Source organism: Bradyrhizobium sp. URHA0013 (genome assembly GCF_000518345.1).
Lineage (GTDB): Bacteria > Pseudomonadota > Alphaproteobacteria > Rhizobiales > Xanthobacteraceae > Bradyrhizobium.
The window spans coordinates 995,485-1,016,057 of the sequence record NZ_KI912426.1 but is presented as its reverse complement, the minus strand read 5'-3'; the positions used below and the strand labels follow the sequence as shown (position 1 = coordinate 1,016,057).

At 64.8% G+C, this 20,573-nt stretch carries 18 protein-coding genes; 9 read left to right on the top strand and 9 right to left on the bottom strand.

The annotated features are described in order from the left end of the window. The first annotated feature begins 2 nt into the window (after positions 1–2). The 9 genes from N551_RS0125270 (at position 3) to N551_RS0125230 (ending at position 9,472) form a co-directional block, all read left to right on the top strand. Positions 3–1,376: an amidohydrolase family protein gene (locus tag N551_RS0125270; RefSeq protein WP_027569278.1), complete on the top strand. Its 1,374-nt coding sequence runs from the start codon at positions 3–5 to the stop codon at positions 1,374–1,376. Positions 1,377–1,396: 20 nt separating this feature from the next. Next, on the top strand, positions 1,397–2,299 hold the full coding sequence (locus N551_RS0125265; RefSeq protein WP_027569277.1) for an NAD(P)-dependent oxidoreductase: 903 nt from the start codon (positions 1,397–1,399) through the stop codon (positions 2,297–2,299). A gap of 14 nt (positions 2,300–2,313) precedes the next feature. Then, on the top strand, positions 2,314–3,198 hold the full coding sequence (locus tag N551_RS0125260; RefSeq protein ID WP_027569276.1) for an intradiol ring-cleavage dioxygenase: 885 nt from the start codon (positions 2,314–2,316) through the stop codon (positions 3,196–3,198). A gap of 55 nt (positions 3,199–3,253) precedes the next feature. Further along, complete coding sequence (locus N551_RS0125255) at positions 3,254–4,648, top strand: FAD-linked oxidase C-terminal domain-containing protein (protein ID WP_027569275.1); 1,395 nt, start codon at positions 3,254–3,256, stop codon at positions 4,646–4,648. Further along, positions 4,645–6,171, top strand: a complete 1,527-nt coding sequence (locus tag N551_RS0125250; RefSeq protein ID WP_027569274.1) for a sugar ABC transporter ATP-binding protein — start codon at positions 4,645–4,647, stop codon at positions 6,169–6,171. The genes N551_RS0125255 and N551_RS0125250 overlap by 4 nt, the downstream gene beginning before the upstream one ends. After that, positions 6,164–7,114, top strand: a complete 951-nt coding sequence (locus N551_RS0125245; protein WP_027569273.1) for an ABC transporter permease — start codon at positions 6,164–6,166, stop codon at positions 7,112–7,114. The genes N551_RS0125250 and N551_RS0125245 overlap by 8 nt, the downstream gene beginning before the upstream one ends. Then, positions 7,111–8,088 (top strand): ABC transporter permease, encoded by a 978-nt coding sequence (locus N551_RS0125240; protein ID WP_027569272.1) that lies wholly within the window; start codon positions 7,111–7,113, stop codon positions 8,086–8,088. The genes N551_RS0125245 and N551_RS0125240 overlap by 4 nt, the downstream gene beginning before the upstream one ends. Before the next feature lie 42 nt (positions 8,089–8,130). Next, positions 8,131–9,105 (top strand): sugar ABC transporter substrate-binding protein, encoded by a 975-nt coding sequence (locus tag N551_RS0125235; RefSeq protein WP_027517121.1) that lies wholly within the window; start codon positions 8,131–8,133, stop codon positions 9,103–9,105. A gap of 79 nt (positions 9,106–9,184) precedes the next feature. Continuing rightward, the gene (locus N551_RS0125230) at positions 9,185–9,472 is read left to right on the top strand and encodes a YciI family protein (protein ID WP_027569271.1); all 288 of its coding nucleotides are present in this window, start codon (positions 9,185–9,187) and stop codon (positions 9,470–9,472) included. A 179-nt stretch (positions 9,473–9,651) separates the two neighbouring features. Here the strand turns inward: N551_RS0125230 and N551_RS0125225 are convergent, their stop codons facing one another. The 9 genes from N551_RS0125225 to N551_RS0125185 all read right to left on the bottom strand — a co-directional run bounded on the left by N551_RS0125225 (position 9,652) and on the right by N551_RS0125185 (position 20,464). Then, the gene (locus N551_RS0125225) at positions 9,652–10,644 is read right to left on the bottom strand and encodes an ABC transporter ATP-binding protein (protein WP_027569270.1); all 993 of its coding nucleotides are present in this window, start codon (positions 10,642–10,644) and stop codon (positions 9,652–9,654) included. Continuing rightward, complete coding sequence (locus N551_RS0125220) at positions 10,641–11,630, bottom strand: ABC transporter ATP-binding protein (RefSeq protein WP_027517118.1); 990 nt, start codon at positions 11,628–11,630, stop codon at positions 10,641–10,643. Before N551_RS0125220 ends, N551_RS0125225 begins: the two co-directional genes overlap by 4 nt. Before the next feature lie 19 nt (positions 11,631–11,649). Further along, positions 11,650–12,573, bottom strand: coding sequence for an ABC transporter permease (locus N551_RS0125215; protein ID WP_027569269.1), 924 nt, complete (start codon positions 12,571–12,573; stop codon positions 11,650–11,652). Then, the gene (locus N551_RS0125210; protein WP_027569268.1) at positions 12,570–13,511 is read right to left on the bottom strand and encodes an ABC transporter permease; all 942 of its coding nucleotides are present in this window, start codon (positions 13,509–13,511) and stop codon (positions 12,570–12,572) included. Before N551_RS0125210 ends, N551_RS0125215 begins: the two co-directional genes overlap by 4 nt. Positions 13,512–13,529: 18 nt before the next feature. Continuing rightward, entirely contained in the window at positions 13,530–15,131 is a 1,602-nt protein-coding gene (locus N551_RS0125205) for an ABC transporter substrate-binding protein (RefSeq protein ID WP_027569267.1), read from the bottom strand. Between the two features lie 141 nt (positions 15,132–15,272). Next, positions 15,273–16,943 (bottom strand): ABC transporter ATP-binding protein, encoded by a 1,671-nt coding sequence (gene nikE / locus N551_RS0125200; protein ID WP_027569266.1) that lies wholly within the window; start codon positions 16,941–16,943, stop codon positions 15,273–15,275. Then, positions 16,940–17,788 (bottom strand): ABC transporter permease, encoded by an 849-nt coding sequence (locus N551_RS0125195; protein ID WP_027569265.1) that lies wholly within the window; start codon positions 17,786–17,788, stop codon positions 16,940–16,942. Before N551_RS0125195 ends, nikE begins: the two co-directional genes overlap by 4 nt. Beyond that, positions 17,785–18,819 carry an ABC transporter permease gene (locus tag N551_RS0125190; protein WP_027569264.1) on the bottom strand — a complete coding sequence of 345 codons (1,035 nt, stop codon included), beginning with the start codon at positions 18,817–18,819 and terminating at the stop codon, positions 17,785–17,787. The genes N551_RS0125195 and N551_RS0125190 overlap by 4 nt, the downstream gene beginning before the upstream one ends. 25 nt (positions 18,820–18,844) lie before the next feature. Beyond that, positions 18,845–20,464 carry an ABC transporter substrate-binding protein gene (locus N551_RS0125185; RefSeq protein ID WP_027569263.1) on the bottom strand — a complete coding sequence of 540 codons (1,620 nt, stop codon included), beginning with the start codon at positions 20,462–20,464 and terminating at the stop codon, positions 18,845–18,847. Positions 20,465–20,573: the final 109 nt, after the last annotated feature.

Genomic DNA, 20,573 nt, shown 5'->3' with positions numbered 1-20,573 from the left:
CGATGCGGCGCACGCTGATCAAATCCGCCACGATCATCAGCATGGATCACACGATCGGCGACCTCGACATCGGCGACGTGCTGATCGAGGGCAGCCGCATCGTTGACGTGCGTCCATCGATCGACCTCGGCGGCAGTGCGGCCGAGACCGAGATCGTGGACGGTACCGACCGCATCGTCATCCCCGGCCTGATCAACGCCCATATGCACACCTGGCAGACGGGCATGCGCGGCTATGCCGCCAACTGGACGCTGCTGGAATATTTCCGCCGCATGCATGCCGGGCTCGCTACGGTCTTCAGGCCCGAGGACATTTACATCGCGACCTTGGTGGGCGCGCTGAACCAGATCAACCAAGGCACCACCACGCTGGTCGATTGGTGCCACAACAATCCGACGCCTGATCATACCGATGCCGCCGTGCGCGGCCTGATCGAGAGCGGTATCCGCGCGGCCTTCTTCCACGGCTCGCCAAAGCCCGAGCCCAAATCGGGCGAGCCGCATTTCTCGGAGATCCCGCATCCACGCCGTGAGGTCGAGCGACTGCTGGCGGGGCCCCTCGCCGACCGCGACGGCCTGGTCACGCTTGGGCTCGCGATCCTCGGCCCGCATTATTCGACGCTGGACGTCGCCATGCACGATTTCGGCATGGCGCGCGAGCTCAAGCTGATCGCATCCATGCATCAGGGCGGCGGTCCCGCCAAGACGCCCGGTGGCTGGGAGAAGCTGATCGAGGCGGGTCTCGTCGGCGCCGGCACCAACATCGTCCATGGCAACGACCTGCCTGACGCACTGCTGGATCGGATGGTCGATCTCGGCGTCTCCTTCTCGGTGACGCCGGAGAACGAGATGATCCAGGGCCACGGCTTTCCGATCACCGGACGGCTGCTCAAGCGCGGCGTAGGGCCGACCATCGGCATCGATCTGGAATCCGTGCTGGCCGGCGACCTCTTCTCCGCCGCGCGCGTTGGGCTCTCGATGCAGCGCGCACTGGACAACGCGGAGTCGCGCAAGGCCAGCGGCACCATTCCGGCGACGACCACGATCCCCGTCCGTGAGGCGCTTCGCTGGATCACGACGGAAGGCGCCCGCATGCTCGGTCGCGAAGGCCAGATCGGCTCGCTGACGCCGGGCAAGCTCGCCGACCTCGTCATCATCAATGCCAGCGATCTCAACCTCGTACCTGTGCACGATCCCGTCTCCACCGTGGTGATGCAGACCAGCCTTGCGAATATCGAGGCCGTGATGATCGGCGGCGTGTGGAAGAAGCGGAATGGTCGGCTGCTGGCCGACGGCCTGGAGGCGAAGAAGGAACTGCTCGTGCAATCCGGCCGGCGACTGGTGCACGACATCGAACGACAGGGACACGCCGCCTGAAGGCGTCAAGGACAACAACAATGACTGATACGCCAAAGAACATCGCTTTCATCGGGATCGGCAAGATGGGCCTGCCGATGTCGGTGCTCGTCGCCAAGGCTGGTTACGCCGTGACCGCGTACGACCCTAGTGCCGCACGGCTCGACGAGGCGCGCGCGCAAGGCATTTCGACTGCCGCTTCGCCGGCCGAAGCCGTGGACGGCAAGGCCGCGATCGTCACGTCCCTGCCCGATGACGTGGCCTTGCGCGGCGCATTGCTCGGCTCCACCGGCCTCATCGCCGCGATGGCTGCTGGATCTGTCCTGATCGAGACCAGCACCGTGAGTGTCGAGGCTTCCGCAGAGGTCGATGCCGCCGCCCAGGCGCGCGGTGTCCTCTACCTGCGTGCGCCAGTCTCGGGCAATGCCAGCATCGTCCACACCGGCGCGCTGAGCTGCTTCGTCTCGGGCCCGAAGGACGCCTACGAAAAGGCAAAGCCGCTGCTCGCCGCCTTCACCCGCGCCCAGACCTATCTCGGGCCCGGCGAGGAAGCGCGATATGCCAAGCTTGCGGTCAATCTGATGATCGCTGTGTCGGCCGCCATGATGGCGGAGAGCCTGGCGCTGGCGCGCAAGGGCGGCATCGGCTGGCAGGACATTCTGAAAGTTCTCGACGACAGCGCAGTCGCCTCACCGATGGTGAAGTACAAGACCGCGCCGCTGCGTAACCGCGATTTCGACTCGACCTTCTCCTGCAAACAGATGGCCAAGGATCTCGACTTGATTCTCGGCGCTGGCCACGCCGTCGGCGTGCCGCTTCAGCTCGCGGCCCAAGTGCGCGAGACCTATGGCTCGCTGGTCGCGCAGGGCGACGGCGACGCCGACTTCATCGCGACCGTCAAGCATCTGGAACGTCTGTCCGGGCTTGGCGAGCCCAAACTCTGATCGCGGAGACACCCATGCGCAATTTTAACGAGAACACCATCACGGACGCGGTGCTGGAACGGATCGCGGGCGCGACCGACCCGCGGATCAAGCAGGTCAGCGAAGCGCTGGTGCGCCACCTCCATGCCTTCGTCCGCGAGGTGCGACCGACCCAGAAGGAATGGGAATACGGCATCGACTTCCTGACCCGCACCGGCCACATGTGCGACGACAAGCGCCAGGAATTCATCCTGCTGTCGGACGCGCTCGGCGTCTCCATGCTGGTCGACGCCATCAACCATCCGGTGCCGGAAGGCGCGACCGAGACCACGGTGCTCGGTCCGTTCTTCGTGCAGGCGTCGCCCGAGAAAGACAACGGCGCTGACATCTCCGGCCCGATGGAAGGCGATCCGATGCTCGTCACCGGCTCGGTGTCGACCGTCGACGGACGGCCGCTTGCCGGCGCCGTCGTGGATGTCTGGCATTCCGACGATGATGGCTATTACGACGTCCAGCAGCTCGACAAGATCGGCGACCTCGCGATGCGGGCGCGCTTCCACACGGATGCCAACGGCCGCTTCAATTTCTGGTCGATCAAGCCGGCCGCCTATCCGATCCCGCATGACGGTACCGTCGGCGACATGCTGGAGGTCCAGGGCCGCCATCCCTGGCGCCCGGCACACGTGCATTTCATGATCTCGGCGCCCGGCTTCGAGCAACTCGTGACCCACGTGTTCGTCGCCGGCGACCAGTACCTCGACTCCGACGTGGTGTTCGGCGTCAAGGACAGCCTGATCCGCGAATTTGTGCGGTGCCCGCCCGGCCGTGCGCCCGATGGTCGCATGGTGGACAGCGAGTATTTTCACCTCAACTATGATTTCGGCCTGAAGCAGGTCGCTAGCAGCGCAAGAGCCGCTTAAGCTGAACATCGCGGACCAGACAAGAGTCCGACAACAAGGCAGACAGGGAGCAAGGATGGGACCGCGGGTCAGCACGAGCATATTGGCCGATCGCCTCATGGGCATGATCGGCCCGCGCGCGAGCGTCGCGCGTGGCGTGCTCGATCAGCATGGGCAGAGCGAGTCGCATTATCGCAACCTGCCGCCCGACATCGTCGTCTTTCCCGAAACCACGCAGGAGGTCGCGGAGATCGTCAAGCTGTGCGCTGGCGCGAATATGCCCATCGTGCCCTTCGGCGCTGGGACCTCGCTCGAAGGCAATGCGGCTGCGGTCGCGGGCGGCGTCTGCTTCGACTTCGCACGCATGAACAAGGTGCTGGCGGTGCACGACAGCGACATGGACGTCGTCGTGCAGCCGGGCATCACCCGAAAGCAGCTCAATGCGGAGCTGCGCGGCACTGGACTTTTCTTTCCGATCGATCCCGGCGCCGACGCCTCGATCGGCGGCATGACGTCCACGCGTGCCTCCGGCACCATGGCGGTGCGCTACGGCACCATGAAGGACAATGTCTTGGCGCTGGAGGTGGTGCTGGCCGACGGCCGCGTGATCCGGACCGCCAGGCGCGCGCGCAAGTCCGCCGCCGGTTACGACCTGACCCGCATGTTCGTCGGCGCCGAGGGCACGCTCGGCATCCTCACCGAGATCACGCTGAAGGTGCATCCCGTGCCGCAGGCGATCTCGGCCGCAGTTTGCAGCTTCGACACCCTGCACGACGCCGTCGATACCGCGATCTCCGTGATCCAGTCCGCGATCCCGGTGGCGCGTATCGAGCTGCTCGACGACGTCATGATGCGCGGCATCAACGCCTATGCGAAGCTCGGCTATCGCGAAGCTCCGACCCTGTTCTTCGAATTCCACGGTTCCGAGACTTCCGTCGCCGAGCAGGCTGAAGCTGCACAAGCCATTGCCGGCGACCATGGCGGCCATGGCTTTGCCTGGGCCAAGGCGCAGGAAGACCGCAGCCGGCTCTGGCACGCCCGCGACAACACGCTCTATGCCGGCCTGGGCCTGCGCCCCGGCGCGCGTGCCGTGATCACCGACGTCTGTGTGCCGATCTCGCGATTGGCGGAATGCCTCACGGATACCCGGCGCGATGCGGACGAGCACGGTTTCACGGCGCCTATCGTCGGCCATGTCGGCGACGGCAATTTCCACATGCTGATCCTGATCGACCCGGCAAGGCCGGAAGAAGTCGAGGGCGCCAAGGCGCTCCAGGCCCGCATGGTCGCCCGCGCCATTGCCATGGACGGCACCTGCACCGGCGAGCACGGCATCGGGCTCGGCAAGATCGACTATCTCACCGACGAACTCGGCGAGGCCGTCGATGTGATGCGGTCAATCAAAACCGCGCTCGACCCTGATGGACTGATGAACCCCGGAAAGATCTTTGCAGGCGGAGCGCGCGCATGAGCACCGCCGCATTGGCCGTCGAGCCCGCCGCCCCCACGCCGCTGCTGGAGCTGCGCGGTATCAGCAAGGAGTTTCCCGGCGTCAAGGCGCTGGATGACGTGTCCTTTGTCGTCTTCCCCGGCGAAGTCCACATGCTGCTGGGCGAGAACGGCGCCGGCAAGTCGAGCCTGATGAAGGTGCTGTGCGGGGCCTACCGCGCCGATGCCGGCGAGTTCTACTACAAGGGCGAGCAGGTCGCGATCAACTCGGCCGCGGACGCGCAGAAGCTCGGCATCGCCGTGATCTTCCAGGAATTCTCCCTCGTCCCCCATCTCGATATCGCCCAGAACATCTTCCTCGGCCGCGAGCCGAAGGGCCGTATCCCCGGCACCATCGACCGGCGCAGGATTCTGGCCGACGCCGCGCGCGTGCTCGGCACGATCGGCTTCGAGATCGATCCCTCCACCATCGTCGACAAGTTGGGGGTGGCGCAGCAGCAGATGGTCGAGATCGCCAAGGCGATCAGCCAGAACGCGCGCATCTTGGTGATGGACGAGCCGACCGCGGCGCTGTCCGATCGCGAGACCGAGCTGCTGTTCGCGCTGATCGCGCGGCTGAAGGCCGACGGCGTCTCCATCGTCTATATCTCGCACCGCATGGCCGAGGTATTCGCGCTCGGCGACCGCATCACCGTGCTGCGCGACGGTCGTCGCATCGATGGTGTTCGCCCGGCCGACGTCACGCCGGACCAGCTCGTCCGCATGATGGTCGGTCGCAACGTCGATATGACCTATCCGCGCAATTTTGCCGACAAACCCGGCGACGTTCTGCTCGAGGTCAAGGGCCTGAGCGCCTCCACCGGCATCTCGGACATCAACATCGAGGTGCGCCGCGGCGAGATCGTCGGCCTGTGTGGCCTGGTCGGCTCGGGCCGCAGCGAGGTCGCGCGCGCGATCTTCGGTGCCGATCCCGTGACATCAGGCGAGATTGTTTTCGACGGCAAGACTATCTCCGGCGAGCCTGATCTTGCCGCCCGCCGCGGCATTGCGCTGATCCCGGAGAGCCGCAAGAGCGAAGGCCTCGCGCTGCTGCGATCAGTGAGCGACAATCTGGTGGTGTCGGCGCTGCGAAAACTGTTCCCTAGCGGTCTGTTCGATCAGCGCCGGGCACAGAGCACGTCCGACGGCCTGATCCGTCAGCTACGTATTGCGACGCCCAGCGCGCGCCAGATCGTCGGTCTGCTCTCGGGCGGCAATCAGCAGAAGGTCGTGATCGGCAAGTGGCTCGCCGCCGGCTCGAAACTTTTCATCTTCGACGAGCCGACCCGGGGCATCGACATCGGTGCCAAGGCCGAAATCTTCGCCCTGATCGACCGCCTAGTCGCGGAAGGCGCGGCGGCGCTGATGATCTCGTCCGAACAGGTCGAGATCTGCCACGTCTGCGACCGCGCCTATGTGATGCGCGAGGGGCGCATCGCCGGGCACCTCGCGCGCAATGAGCTGACAGAGGAGAACATCGTGCGACTGGGGATGCATCATGCGTGAGGCCGCGGTCGTCTCTCAACCCAATCCGCTGCAACGGATTCCCGGCGTTGCCATCGTGCTGGTGCTGCTGATCGCGCTGTTCAGCGCGATCGCGCCCGGCTTCCTGTCGGTCGCCAACCTCTCCAATGTGCTGGTGCAGTCGACGATCCTGACCATGCTCGCGCTGCCGATGACCTTGATCATCATGACCGAGGGGCTGGACCTGTCGATGGGCGCGGTGCTGACGCTGACCTCGCTCTGCGTCGCAATCGTCTCGCTCGCAACCCACTCGATGTTGCTGGGCTTAGGTGCCGGACTCCTCGTCGGCACAGCCTTCGGCTTCGCCAATGGCTGGCTGGTCGCCATCGTGGGCATCCCGCCCTTCGTGGCGACGCTCGGTACGCTCGGCATGGCGCAAGGCCTGTCGCTGATCGTCAGCGACGGCCAGAGCGTGGTCGGCATCCCCCACAGTGTGCGCGACATCTATTCGGCGACGCTTCTCGGCGTGCCCGTGCCGATCGTGATGGCGCTGGTGACCTATGCCGCCTTTCACGGCCTGCTCTATCACACCCGCTTCGGCACCTATATCTTTGCGCTCGGCGGCAACCGGGAGGCGCTGCGCTACGCCGGCCTCTCACCGAACAAGCTGCTGATCGCGGTCTATGCAATTGGCGGCGCCATGGCCGGCATCGCCGGCCTGCTGATGACAGCGCGCATGAATTCCGGGCATCCAACCGCGGGCCTCGGTCTCGAATTCGATGCGATCGCGGCCGTCGCCGTTGGCGGCACGTCGTTCGAGCGCGGCAATGGCTGGCTGCTCGGCACGCTGCTCGGCGTGCTCTCGGTCGGCGTGCTGCGCAACGGGCTGAACCTGATCTCGCTGCCCTCCTCGGTGCAGGTCGCGAGCGTCGGCGTCCTCGTCATCGTTGCCCTCTTCCTTGACGGCCTGCGGAGCCGCGCATGACCGACATCAGCAAAGACGCCATTGCGCCGCCCCGCTCGTTCCTGTCACAGGACGCGATCCAGGTATTCTATCGCCTGCTCGCGGCGCTGCTGATCTGTGCGGTGCTCGCCGTGCTCAGCGATTCCTTCCTGAGCCTCGGCAACATCCTCAATGTGCTCAGGCAGGCGAGCCTGACCTTCTTCATCGCCTCCGGCCTGACCCTGGTGGTGCTGACCGCGGGCCTCGATCTCTCCGTCGGCGCCAATGTCGCGCTGTCCGCCTGCATCGCCGGGACCGTGATCCACAAGACCGGCTCGCCGGCGCTCGGCATCCTCACCGGGCTTGCCTGCGGCGGCATCGTTGGGCTCCTCAACGGCGTCATGGTCACCGCGCTGCGCATCCCCTCCTTCATCGCCACCTACGGCATGCTCTGGGTGCTGAACGGCCTCACCTATTGGTACATGGCGGGCGAAACCCTTCACGGCTTCCCGGCCGGCTTTCGCCAGATCGGCAGCGGCTATCTCTTCGGCTTGCCGATCCCGGTCTACCTGCTGCTGGTGTTCCTGGGGATCGGAACGCTGTTTGCGCAGCGCACGATCTGGGGCCAGGAGATCTATGCGATCGGCGCCAATCCGGTCGCGGCACGGCTCTCCGGCATTCCGGTCGCGCGCCGCCTGCTGCTGGTCTACGCCGTCTCGGGCACCATGGCCGGGCTCGCCTCGATCATCTTCCTGTCGCGGCTCAATTCGGCCGAGGCCGACATCGGCGAAAGCCTGACGCTGCCTGCGATCGCCGCCGTGCTGATCGGCGGCACCTCGCTGTTCGGCGGCGTCGGCACCGTGTTCGGCACTTTCATCGGCGCATTGATCCTGACGCTGGTGCTGAACGGCATGAACCTCTTGTCGGTCAGCGCCAACTGGCAGCCGCTGGTCACCGGCATCATCGTCATTCTGGCGGTCTGGCTCGACATGAAGACCCGCCGCCGCGCGCAATGAGTTCTTGAACGACCAACAAGCAAAACGAGGGATGGAGGCAACATGAAACAGACACTGGGTTATTTGGCGCTGCCGCTGCTGATGGCGGCCGCGCTCACCACGCAAGCGCGCGCGGACGGCGAGACCATCGCCGTCTTCACCAAGAACCAGACCAACCCGTTCTTCCAGACGGTGCGGGTCGGCGCCGACAACATGGCCAAGACGCTAAACGCCAAGACGCTGCAGTACATTCCGACCAAGCCCGACAGCATTCCCGAGCAGCTCAGCCAGATCGAGGACGTCGTGGTGAAGAAGCCGAGCGCCATCGTCTTCACGCCGGTCGATTACAAGGCGATGGTGCCGGGTGTCGAGAAGATCAACGAAGCCAAGATCCCCGTCGTCAACATCACCGATCGTTCCGCCGGCGGCAAATTCCTGTCCTTCGTCGGCGCCGACGATTACAGCCTCGGGCTCGAGACCGCGCGATTCCTGCTCAAGACGTTGGGCGGCAAGGGCAACATCGTCATCATCGAGGGCGTCAAAGGCTCGCTGACCAATGTCGACCGCGTCCGCGGCTTCAACGACGCGCTGAAGGAAAATGCCGGTGCAAAACTGCTGGCCTCGCAGCCCGGCAATTACCAGCGGCTCCAGGCGCTGCAGGTGATGGAGAATCTGATGCAGTCGAACGCGCAGATCGACGGCGTGCTCGCCGCAAACGACGCCATGGCGGTTGGCGCCATCGAGGCGCTCGATGGCGCCAACCGCAAGGCGCAGGTGATCGGCATCAACGGCACCAAGGAAGCGATCGACGCGATCAAGTCCGGCAAGCTGCTCGCGAGCGGCGACTACAACGGATTTTTTCAAGGCTGCCTCGGCACCATGATGGCGATCCGCTCCTTGCGCAACCAGCCTGTCATCGCCGAGATCGTGCTGAAGCCAACCGTCATCACCAAGGACAATTACCAGCCGTTCGACGTGCCGCTGGAGCAGCGCAGCTGCCCGACTTTCGAGGAAGCCAGCAAGCTCGGCGGCAAGTAAGTCAGCACACCTTCACGACAAGCTCGGACGGCCGCAGCCGCGGCCGTCCCAAGAACACGAGACATAAACGGAGACCATCATGCTGTTCGCCATTCACGCCCTCGACCGCGCCGGCGCGCTACCGACCCGGCTCGCCAATTACGACGCCCACAAGGCTTTCCTGAGCGACACCTCGCGCTTCGGCGTCAAGATCGTGATGTCGGGGCCGCTCGTCTCCGACGACGGCGCGACCATGATCGGCAGCCTGTTCCTGATCGAGGCAGCGGGCCGTGGCGACGTCGAGGCTTTCAATCGCGCCGATCCGTTTGCAGCGGCCGATATCTGGGAAAAGATCACGATCACGGGCTTCCTGCGCCGCCAGGGTTGAAGGCGGCTAAACAAAAAAACGCGAAAACAACCCCATGCACAGTAGAATGAGGTTGTTTTTACACATGAATTTTCGTCGCAAACGTCTTTGACTCGTCGGGCAAAACAGGAGCAGAGTGCCATCCTCACCCGATTGTCGCCCCCAAGCCTCGATCGAAAGGTTTGCCGCCGGCCTAACGGCTAGCCGCTCGCCACCGCTGCACTATCTTCGAGATGACAGGCCACCCACTGCTCGGGTCCAGCCGCGCGCAATGTCGGCTCTTCGCTCCGGCAGCGGTCGAACACGTATGGGCAACGGGTGTGGAAGCGGCACCCGCTCGGCGGATTGATCGGGCTCGGCACGTCTCCCTTGAGGATGATCGGATTGCGCTGGGCCCCCGGCTCGGGCAGCGGCACGGCCGAGAGCAGCGCCTTGGTGTACGGATGCTTTGGCGCGGCGAAGATCTCGTAGCGCGGCGCCACCTCGACGATCTTGCCGAGATACATCACCGCGACGCGATGGGTCATGTGCTCGACGATCGCGAGGTCATGGCTGATGAACAGCAGCGCCAGGCCGAACTCGCGCTGGAGATCCTGCAGCAGATTGACGATCTGCGCCTTGACCGAGACGTCGAGCGCCGAGACCGCCTCGTCGCAGACGATCAGGTCGGGCTCGGCGGCGAGCGCCCGCGCGATGCCGATGCGCTGGCGCTGGCCGCCGGAGAATTCGTGCGGCCTGCGGTTCAGCGCCTCGCGCGGCAGGCGCACGGTGTCCATCAGCGCCGTCACGCGGGTCTCGAGATCGATCGCGGATTTGGCGAGGCCGAAATTGCGGATCGGCTCGGCCAGGATATCGCGCACGCGCATGCGCGGATTGAGGCTCGAGAACGGGTCCTGGAACACCACCTGCACGCGGCGGCGCATCTGGCGCATCGTGCTCGGATGGGCGTCGTCGATACGCTGACCGTCGAGGATGACCTGCCCCGCCGTGATGTCGAACAGACGCAGGATCGCACGGCCGACCGTCGATTTGCCGCAGCCGGACTCGCCGACCAGCGAGAGCGTCTCGCCGCGCGCGATCTCGAACGACACGCCGTCCACCGCATAGACCCATTCGGACTTGCGGCTGAACAGGCCCTTTTTGACCGGGAAGTGCTTCTTGAGGTCGTTGACCTGGAGCAGCGGGGGACTCATGCCGCGACCGCTCCCTTGGCCGCATAGTGGCAGGCCGCGACGTGACGCGGCCCCTTCTCTTCGAGCCCCGGCGCGTACTGCCGGCACAGATCGGTCGCGAGCGCGCAACGTCCGGCGAAGACGCAGCCGACGATGGGCTTGCGCAGATCAGGCACCTGCCCGGGGATCTCTGCCAGCCGCCTCGCGGTGCCGGTCAGCGACGAGCCGAGCCGCGGCACTGCACCGAGCAGGCCCTGCGTGTACGGATGACGCGGCGAACGGAACAGGTCCGCCACCGGCGCCTCCTCGACCTTACGGCCGGCATACATGACCATGACGCGCTCGGCGATCTCGGCGACCACGCCGAGATCGTGGGTGATCAGGATGATCGCCGCGCCAACCCGGTGCTTGAGATCCAGCATCAGCTTCAGGATCTGCGCCTGGATCGTCACGTCGAGCGCGGTGGTCGGCTCGTCGGCAATGAGAAGTTTTGGATTGCAGGCGAGTGCAATGGCGATCATGACGCGCTGGCGCATGCCGCCGGAAAGCTGATGCGGATATTCGCGCACGCGGCGCTTCGGCTCGGGAATGCCGACCAGAATCAACATCTCGATCGCGTGTGCCTCCGCGGCTTGCTTGTCCAGGCCCTGGTGGATCATCAGCGTTTCGCGGATTTGACGCCCGACGGTCAGGACCGGGTTGAGGCTGGTCATCGGCTCCTGAAAAATCATCGAGATGTCGTTGCCGCGGATCGCGCGCATCTCGCGATCCGACATTTGCAGCAGGTCCTTGCCCGCGAAACGGATGCTGCCGGCGATCCTGCCCGGCGGTTCCGGGATCAGCCGCATCAGCGACATCGAGGTCACCGACTTGCCGCAGCCGGACTCGCCGACGATGGCGAGCGTCTCGCCCTCGTTGACATGGAACGACACGCCTTCCACCGCGCGGTTGATGCCGCTGGGCGTGCGGAAGTGGGTTTGCAAATTCTCGACTTCGAGCAGTGCCATCGCGATCAGCCCCTCGCCATCAGAGGCTCTTGGCCATGCGCGGATCGAGCGCATCGCGAAGGCCATCGCCGAGCAGGTTGACGGCGAGCACCGTGACGGACAGGAACGCCGCCGGAAAAAACACGATGTAGGGCTTGACCTGCCACAGCGCCCGGCCCTCGGCCATGATGTTGCCCCAGGACGGAATGGTCGGCGGCGTTCCCGCGCCGATGAAGGACAGGATCGCCTCCGTGATCATCGCACTGGCGCAAATGTAGGTCGCCTGGATCAGCATCGGCGCCAGCGTGTTGGGCAGGATGTGGCGCAGGATGATCATCGGTGTGCGCGTGCCACAGGCGACCGCCGCATCCACGTAGGGCTGCTCGCGCAGCGACAGCACGACACTACGGACAAGACGGGAAACCCGCGGTATCTCGGCAACGGTAATCGCCAGAATGACGTTGCCGACGCTGCCGCGCGTCAGCGCCATCAGCGCGATCGCCAGCAGGATCGGCGGGATCGACATCAACCCGTCCATGAAGCGCATCAAGATGCCGTCGGCCCAGCGGATGAAGCCGGAGACGATGCCGATGGCAAGTCCGACCGCGGACGCGCATATCGCAACTGACAGTCCGACGGTGAGCGAGACCCGCGCGCCGAACAGCACGCGCGAATAGATGTCGCGACCGAGCACGTCGGAGCCAAACCAGAAGGCCGCCGACGGCGCGCGGGTGCGCTTGGCGGGCGCGAGCGCGGTCGGATCCACCGTTCCAAGATAAGGCGCAAAGATCGCGATCAGGACGAGCAACAGCAGCAACGTGCCGCCGATGGCAACGGTGGGATGGCCGCGCAGCAGCCCGACGAAGCCGCGCCGGATCGTAACCGGCCGGAGGATCTCGGGCAGTTGCGGCGCGAGGACGAAGCCCGCCGGCAGCGCTTGCGGATTGACGGTCGTGTCGGTCAATAGCGGATCCTCGGGTCAACGAGCGTATAAATGACGTCGATCATCAGATTGACGAGGACGTAGACGAAGCTGAACAGCAACACGATGCCCTGGATGACGGGATAATCGCGACGCAGGATCGCGTCGATCGTGAGCCGGCCGAGGCCGGGAATGGCGAACACGCTCTCCGTGACGACCGCGCCACCGATCAGGAGCGCGATGCCGATCCCGATCACCGTGACGATCGGCACCGCCGCGTTCTTCAGCGCGTGGACGAACAGGATGCCGCCCTGCCCGAGGCCCTTGGCGCGCGCAGTGCGGATATAGTCCTGCTGCAACACTTCGAGCATGGTGGCGCGCGTGATACGCGCGATCAGTGCGATGTAGACACAGCCGAGTGCGATCGCGGGCAGGATCAGGTTTTGCAGCCATGGCCAGAAGCCTTGGGCGAGCGGCGTATAGCCCTGCACGGGAAGCCATTCGAGCTCCAGTGCGAAAACGTAGGCGAGGACGTAGCCGACGACGAAGACCGGCAGGGAGAAGCCGAACACGGCAAAGGCCATGATGGCCCGGTCGATCAGGCTTCCCGCCTTCCAGGCTGCCAGCACGCCGAGCGGCACCGCGACCACGATCGTGAGCAGGAGCGTGACCATCATCAGCGACAGCGTCGGCCCGAGACGCTGCCCGATCATGGTCGAGACCGGCAGATTGGTGAAGATCGAGGTGCCGAGATCGCCGTGCAGAATGCGCCAGACCCAGCTGCCGAACTGGATCAGGAAGGGTCGATCGAGGCCGAGGCTCTGACGGATGCGCTCCACATCCTCCGGACTTGCCTGATCGCCTGCGATCACCACGGCGGGATCACCCGGCGCGATGTAGAGCAGGCTGAACACGAACAGCGCGACGATCGCCATCACTGGCAAGGTCGAGGCGATACGCCGGAGGATGTAGGAGAGCATCTGGTTTTCAGCGCAGGGTCATGCGGATTTCGACACGCCCCAGAAGAACGGCAGCGGCCCTTTCGTGATGCCGGAGACGTTCTTGCGCCAGGCCGTGTAGCTGAGGAAGAACCCAGTCGGCGCGTAGACGACGTCCTCGAGCGCGACCTTGTTGAGGCGAGCGACCGCGGCCTTCTCCTCGTCGAGGTTCTTGGCCTCGAACCAGGACGTAACCTCCTTCTCGGTGCCGGGGCTGTTCGGCCAGCCGAACCAGGCCTTGTCGCCATTGGCACGGATGGCGGTGTAGGGCGCCGGATTGATGCAGTCCGAACCCGCGTGCCAGGTGTGGAACATGTTCCAGCCGCCCTGTCCGGGCGGTGTCTTCTGTGCGCGGCGGGAGCCGACCGTGCCCCAATCGGTCGCGACGAAGTCGACATTCATACCGAGCTTCTTCAAGAGATCGGCGGTCACATCACCAAACGCCTTGGTGATCGGCTGGTCCTGCGCCACCAGGCACGTCACCGGCTGGCCGGAGTAGCCGCTCTCGGCGAGCAGCTTCTTGGCAGCGTCGAGATCGCGCTTGCCCTTCAGGACCTCGCCGCCCGCCTCGGTGTAGAGCGGCGTGTCGGGTGTGAAGAAGCCGGGCAACGACTTCCACAGCGAATTGTCGTCGCCGACGAGCGCACGCATATAGTCTTCCTGGCTCATCGCCATTAGCACCGCGCGCCGCGCCCGCACGTCGTTGAAGGGCGGATAGAGGAAGTTCATGCGGAACGAGCCGACATTGCCGAGGGGATCGCCGATGTCGACGCTGATGTTCTTGTTCTTCTTCAGGACCGGGACGAGGTCCGCGATCGGGTTCTCCCACCAGTCGATCTCGCCGTTCTGCAACGCGGCCGCGGCGGTCGCCGGATCGGGCATCACGATCCATTCGACGCGGTCGAGCAGCATCTGCTTGCCGCCGGCGAGCCACGACGCCTTCTCCTGCCGCGGCACATAGTCGGCGAATTTTTCGAACACGGCTTTCGCGCCGGGGACCCATTCGCCCTTGGCGAACTTCATCGGCCCCGAACCGACATAATCGCCGATCTGCTTGAACGGGTCGGTCTGCGCGATGCGCTCCGGCATGATGAAGGCGCAAGGCGAGTTGTTCTTGCCAAGCGCATAGAGCATCTTCGGGAACGGCTGCTTCAGCACCCATTTGAAGGTGCGGTCGTCGACAGCGGTGAGTTCCTGCTGCAGTGCCTTGAGCATCAGCCCCATCGGGTCGCGTGCCGCCCAGCGCGTCAGACTCGCAACGACGTCCTTGCTCAGCACCGGCTCGCCGTCGTGGAATTTGAGCCCCGACCGCAATTTGAACGTCCAGGTGGTGCCATCGTCGGTCACTTCCTCGGACTCGACCATCTGCCGCTGCGGCTGCAGCGAGGAATCGACGCCGTAGAGCGTATCCCAGACCAGCGCGGCGGCATTGCGCACGACATATTGCGTGCCCCAGATCGGGTCGAAATTGGCAAGGTTTGCCTGCGGCACGAAGCGCAGGGTGCGCGCGGAGGCGCCTTGTGCGATCGCCGGGGCCGAGAGGCCGCTCAATGCCAGACCGCCCGCGCCGGCCAGCCCCTTCAATACGGTCCTGCGATCCATGAAATCCTCCCAATAGTGCCGTGATGCCGGCCATCGTTGGCCAAGAACAGGTGAAACCAGAGCTCATTGGCGTGCAAATGGTATGCCACTAACCGGACCTTCGCCAGCGGGATATCCGCACCATTGGGACCGGTCGAGACCTCAAAGCGCGGCCGCCAGCACTGGCCCGGTCTCGATATGCGGGATCGCCTCGACCAGCTTGCGCGTGTAGTCGGTCTTGGGATTGTCGAACAGCGCCCGGCTCTCGCCCTGCTCCACGATGCCGCCATTGCGCAGCACGATGGTGCGGTCGCAAAGCATGCGCACCACGTTGAGATCATGGCTGACGAACAGCAGTGCGATGTCGTTCTCCCGCCGCAGACGATCGAGCAGTTGCAGCACCACGGCCTGCACGGAGACGTCCAGCGCGGCGGTCGGCTCGTCCAGCACCAGAAGCCGCGGCCGGCAGGCGATGGCGCGGGCGATGCCGACGCGGGCCTTCTGGCCGCCGGAGAGCTGATGCGGAAAGCGCGGCAACAGATCCAGCGGCAGCCCCACACGAACGGCGCAGTCTTCCACCCGCTTGCGCAGCGCATCGCCCCCACGCATGCCGTCGAGCCGCATCAGGGGATGGGCGATGCAATCGAAGGCGGTGAAGCGCGGGTTGAGGCTCTCGTTCGGGTCCTGGAACACCATCTGGATGTCTTTGCGGAAGCGCGAGCGGTGAAAGTCGCGCGACGCCACGTGGCCGATCGACTGCCCGTCGAACACGATCTCGCCTTCGCTCGGATCGATCAGGCGGCAGATCATCCGCGACGTCGTGCTCTTGCCGGAGCCGGATTCGCCGACGAGGCCGACGCTCTCGCCGCCGGCCATCGTCATGGAGAAGTCCGCCACCGCCGCAGCGCCCTCGTCGAAGTGTTTTGCGAGCTTGCGCACTTCCAGCAGCGGCGGAGTCCCGTGAACGGGCTCCTGCCTAGGCCTGCTGACGACAGCCGCATAGCCTTCCCGCTCCTCTTCCGTCACGAGGTCCGCGATCCCGGAGGTCGCGGTTGGCGACGCCGCCACCAGGCGCCTGGTATAGGCATGCTGCGGCGCCCCGAACAGCGTCCTGGGGCTCGCCTCTTCGACGATGCGGCCGCGCTCCATCACCGCAATGCGGCGGCAATATCGCGCCGCAAGTCCGAGATCGTGCGTGATCAGGATCGTCGCCATGCCGCGCGCGGCGGCAATCTCCGCCAGGAGGTCCATAACCACCTTCTGCGTGGTGACGTCGAGTCCGGTCGTCGGCTCGTCGGCGATCAAGAGCGCGGGATTGCAGGAGATCGCTATCGCGATCATGACGCGCTGGCACATGCCGCCGGAGAGTTCGTGCGGATAGGCGTTCATCCGCGTCTCGGGGTCGCGGATCTGGACGGCGCGCAACAGCTCCAGCGCCTCGGCGCGGGCGGCGTCCTTCGATATCCGCTTGTGCGTGAGGATCGCGTCGGCGATCTGCAGGCCGATCGCGCGGATCGGATTGAGCGCCGCCCGCGGGTTCTGGAAGATCATCGACATCGCGGCGCCCTGGAGCTGCCGGAGATCATCACCCCTGAGTTTTGTCACGTCCTGGCCGCGAAACAGTATCTTGCCCGCGGTGACGCGGCCGGCCGCATCCAGCAGCCGCGTCGTCGCAAATCCGGTGACCGACTTGCCCGATCCGCTTTCGCCGACGAGGCCGAGCATCTCGCCGGCCTCAACCTTGAGCGTCACGCCGCGCACGGCCTCCACCATCCCGCGTCGCGTCGAGAATGCGACGTGGAGATCGTCGATCCTGAGCAATTCCCCGCTCATGTGCGCATGCGCGGATCGAGAATGTCCCGCATCCCGTCACCGAGGAGGTTGAAGCACAGCACGGCCATCATCAACGCGAGGCCCGGAAAGGCCACCAGCCACCACCGCCCCGTCGAGATAAAGCGAGCACCCTCCGCGACCATGATGCCCCATTCCGGTGTCGGCGGCTTGACGCCAAGGCCGATGAAGGAAAGACCGGCAGCGTTCAGGATCGCCCAGCCGAGATTGAGCGAGATTTGCACCGCCATCGCCGGCAGGATGTTCGGCAACAGGAAGCGCAGCACCACCGAGAAATGGCTCTCGCCGCAGGAACGCGCCGCCTCCACCCAGCCGACATTGCGCCGGACGTTGACCTCGGCACGGGCGAAGCGGATGTAGAACGGAAGATTGATGATCGCGGTTGCAATCACGATGTTCTCGATCCGGTTGCCGAGAGCCGCAACCATCGCCATCGCCAGCACAAACAGCGGAAAGGCCATCATAACGTCGACGAAGCGGCCGACCGAACGGTCGAGCCTGCCGCCGGCATAGCCGCAGAAGGAGCCGACGACAGCGCCGATCACGAAGGAGATGCCGACCGCCGAGACTGCGATGGCAAGGTCGAGGCGGGCCGCAACGACGAGGCGGCTGAACACGTCGCGCCCGAGCTGGTCGGTGCCGGCAAGGTGTGCCGCGCTCGGCGGCTGCAAGGCCTCCGAGACGTTGGAGACGATGGGATCATAGGGCACCAGCCACGGTCCAAAGATCGCGACCAGGACAAACAGCAGGACACCGGCCGCGGCGACACCGGTCAGCGGATTGCCGCGCAAAATCCAGACCGAATGGCGGAGGGTTGCGCTGGTCATCCGATCGACACCCTGGGATCGGCGATGCCGTAGCAGATGTCGACGACGAGATTGACCAGCACGAAGATGCCAGCCATCAGCAGCACGAAACCCTGCACCGGCGCATAGTCGGACGACAGCAGCGCATCGAGCGCGTAGGAGGCAACGCCCGGCCAGGAGAACACCTTCTCCACGAGGACATTCGCGCCAAGCATGGTCGAGAACACGATGCCGGCAATGGTGATGACGGGCAGGATCGCATTGCGGAGCGCATAGGTGACGACGACCTTCTGCCAGGACAATCCGACCGAGCGCGCGGTGCGCACGAAATCGCTGCCGAGCGAGACCAGCATCGAGGCACGGGTGATCCGCGCCAGCGGCGCGATGACGAACAGGGCCATGCTCAGCGCGGGCAGGATCAGCTGCTTGCAGGTCGCCCACCAGCCCTCGATGTCTCCCGCGAGCAGGAAGTCGATCGACAGGAACCCGGTGCGCTGCGGCGGCAGCGAGGTGAAGACGTCGATCCGCCCGGTCGGATCAGGCGCAAGGCCGAGCAGATAGTAGAACACATAGATCAGCAGCAGGCCCGAGACGAAGGTCGGCACGCAGACGCCGAGCGCGCAGAACAGCCGCACGCCGTGATCGACCAGCGATCCCGGTTTCAAGGCTGCGACCACGCCGAGCGGCACCGCCGCAATCAATGCGATCAGCAACGCCGTGAACGTCAGTTCGAGCGAGGCCGGCAGCCGTTCGCGAAGGTCCTTCAGGACCGGCTGCCCCGTCATCATGGAGCGGCCGAGATTGCCGCGGCCGATATCGGAGAGATAGAACACGAGCTGCTCCGGCACCGACTTGTCGAGCCCCATCTGCTTGCGGATCTGCTCGATCTCCTCCTTGCCGGCGTTGGGCCCCGAGGCGAAGAACACCGCGGGATCTCCGGGGAGGACCCGCATCAGCAGAAAGGTGAAGACCAGCACGCCGAACAACGCTGGCAGCGACGACAGAAGCCGCCTCCCCGCCCGCACCACCGTCGCACCAAAACCGGTCATCACCTTTCAGGGCCCTTGCATGTCGAGATCACTTGCGACTGACGTCGCGATAGTCGACCTGACGATGGAATTCGTAGGTGTAGCCCTCGATCGACGAGGCCATCACAGCGTCCTGGTTCGGCTGCCACAGCGGAATCTGAGGCATCTCGCTGAAATGGATCGCATTGAGCTTGCGGCCGGCTTCCTCGTACTTGGCCTTATCGGGCTCGAAGCGCGCTTCCTGCGCGATAGTCGCCAGCTCCGGATTGTTGATCGAGCTGTAGTTCCAGCGCTGATTGCCGGTGTAGAAGTTGCGGTAGAAGTAATCGGTCGAGGGCAGCCAGGCGACGATGCCTTCCGTGAACAAAGGCAGCTTCTTCTCGTTGATCTGCGTCGACATCTGCGCGTCCGGCAGCTTCTGGATGTCGACCTTGATCCCGATCTTGGCAAGCGATTCCTTCACGAGAGCAGCCATCGGCTCCGCGGTCGAGGCCTGGCCGACGTTGAAGCTGAAGGTGGTCGAAAAGCCCTCCGGGAGCCCGGCGGCCTTCAAATATTCCCTCGCTTTGTCGAGATCGGTCTTCACCGGCGCCTGGAACGGATAGATGCCGTTCAGCGGCTTGCCATCCGGCCAAGTCGCACCGAACAGCGGGGCGCCGCGGCCGAACAGGGCAGCCTTGAACATGTCCTCATAGGGCAGCGCGAACGCGACGGCGCGGCGCACGTTGACGTTGTCGAAGGGCGGGATCTGATTGTTCATCGAGACGAAGGTGATCGAATTGTATTGCGGCGTCGAGACCACCTTGAGCTTGCCCTTGGCCTCGAGCGACTGCACGTCGCTGGCCTGGAGATCGACGACGAGATCGGCGTCGCCGCGCTCGACCAGATTGGCGCGGGTCGCGGGCTCCGGCACGGACTGCACGATCACGCGCTTGAAGAACGCCGGCTTGTCGGGCGAGCCGCGGTTCCAGTCCTCGTTGCGCTTGATGATCACCTGCTCGCCGGGCTTGAAGCTCTCGATGACATAGGCACCGCTGCCGGCGGTGTGCTCCTTCAGCCACGCCGTGGCCCAGGGATCTTCCGGGGTCGCGTGCTCCTTGGCGACCTTCGAGTTGATGATCAGCGGGTAGACCGTGGCGAGATTCGGTAGCGCGAGCTTGTCGGGCTTCGGCAGCGTCACTTCGATCGTGAGGGGATCGATCACCTTGAACTGGTCGGCCGACGTCAACGATCCCGTCAGCAATTGTGCCTTGCCGAGGATTGGCGCGGTGACGCAGCGATCGAGCGACCATTTGACGTCCTCGGCGGTCACGGGCGAGCCGTCCTGGAACTTGGCATCCTTGCGCAGACTGAACGTCAGCTTCAGTCCGTCCGGACTGACGTCGTAGGATTCGGCGAGCTCGCCGGTGATCTTGTCGAGATCGAACACCCATTTGCCGTTGAGCTGCTTGCGGCCGAACGCGACAAGGCGATCGTAGGTGCTCATGCTCAGCGCGAAGGATTCGCGCGTCGAGCCCGGGATGTTGGGATCGAGCGTGTTGACGGATGCGCCGGTGACATAGCGCAACGTCTCGGCCCTGGTTTGCGCTTGCGAGGGCGCGGTGGCGATGAGCAACAACGCGGTGGTGGCGAGCACGGAGGATGCCGACCTGAAAGACGCAAAACGCATTCGTTTTCCCCAAAAATTTTCGACAAGAATGCCGACAGGACAGGTTAAGAAAGAAGCAAGTTGCGCGCCAGTCTCATGATGCGCTCTTGTGGACGCTTTGTCGCGGCGG

Bases quoted from the DNA above. Each gene is read 5' to 3' on its own strand.
- N551_RS0125270 (WP_027569278.1), top strand. From the start codon at position 3: ATGCGGCGCACGCTGATCAAATCCGCCACGATCATCAGCATGGATCAC.
- N551_RS0125265 (WP_027569277.1), top strand. From the start codon at position 1,397: ATGACTGATACGCCAAAGAACATCGCTTTCATCGGGATCGGCAAGATG.
- N551_RS0125260 (WP_027569276.1), top strand. From the start codon at position 2,314: ATGCGCAATTTTAACGAGAACACCATCACGGACGCGGTGCTGGAACGG.
- N551_RS0125255 (WP_027569275.1), top strand. From the start codon at position 3,254: ATGGGACCGCGGGTCAGCACGAGCATATTGGCCGATCGCCTCATGGGC.
- N551_RS0125250 (WP_027569274.1), top strand. From the start codon at position 4,645: ATGAGCACCGCCGCATTGGCCGTCGAGCCCGCCGCCCCCACGCCGCTG.
- N551_RS0125245 (WP_027569273.1), top strand. From the start codon at position 6,164: ATGCGTGAGGCCGCGGTCGTCTCTCAACCCAATCCGCTGCAACGGATT.
- N551_RS0125240 (WP_027569272.1), top strand. From the start codon at position 7,111: ATGACCGACATCAGCAAAGACGCCATTGCGCCGCCCCGCTCGTTCCTG.
- N551_RS0125235 (WP_027517121.1), top strand. From the start codon at position 8,131: ATGAAACAGACACTGGGTTATTTGGCGCTGCCGCTGCTGATGGCGGCC.
- N551_RS0125230 (WP_027569271.1), top strand. From the start codon at position 9,185: ATGCTGTTCGCCATTCACGCCCTCGACCGCGCCGGCGCGCTACCGACC.
- N551_RS0125225 (WP_027569270.1), bottom strand. From the start codon at position 10,644: ATGAGTCCCCCGCTGCTCCAGGTCAACGACCTCAAGAAGCACTTCCCG.
- N551_RS0125220 (WP_027517118.1), bottom strand. From the start codon at position 11,630: ATGGCACTGCTCGAAGTCGAGAATTTGCAAACCCACTTCCGCACGCCC.
- N551_RS0125210 (WP_027569268.1), bottom strand. From the start codon at position 13,511: ATGCTCTCCTACATCCTCCGGCGTATCGCCTCGACCTTGCCAGTGATG.
- N551_RS0125205 (WP_027569267.1), bottom strand. From the start codon at position 15,131: ATGGATCGCAGGACCGTATTGAAGGGGCTGGCCGGCGCGGGCGGTCTG.
- nikE (WP_027569266.1), bottom strand. From the start codon at position 16,943: ATGAGCGGGGAATTGCTCAGGATCGACGATCTCCACGTCGCATTCTCG.
- N551_RS0125195 (WP_027569265.1), bottom strand. From the start codon at position 17,788: ATGACCAGCGCAACCCTCCGCCATTCGGTCTGGATTTTGCGCGGCAAT.
- N551_RS0125185 (WP_027569263.1), bottom strand. From the start codon at position 20,464: ATGCGTTTTGCGTCTTTCAGGTCGGCATCCTCCGTGCTCGCCACCACC.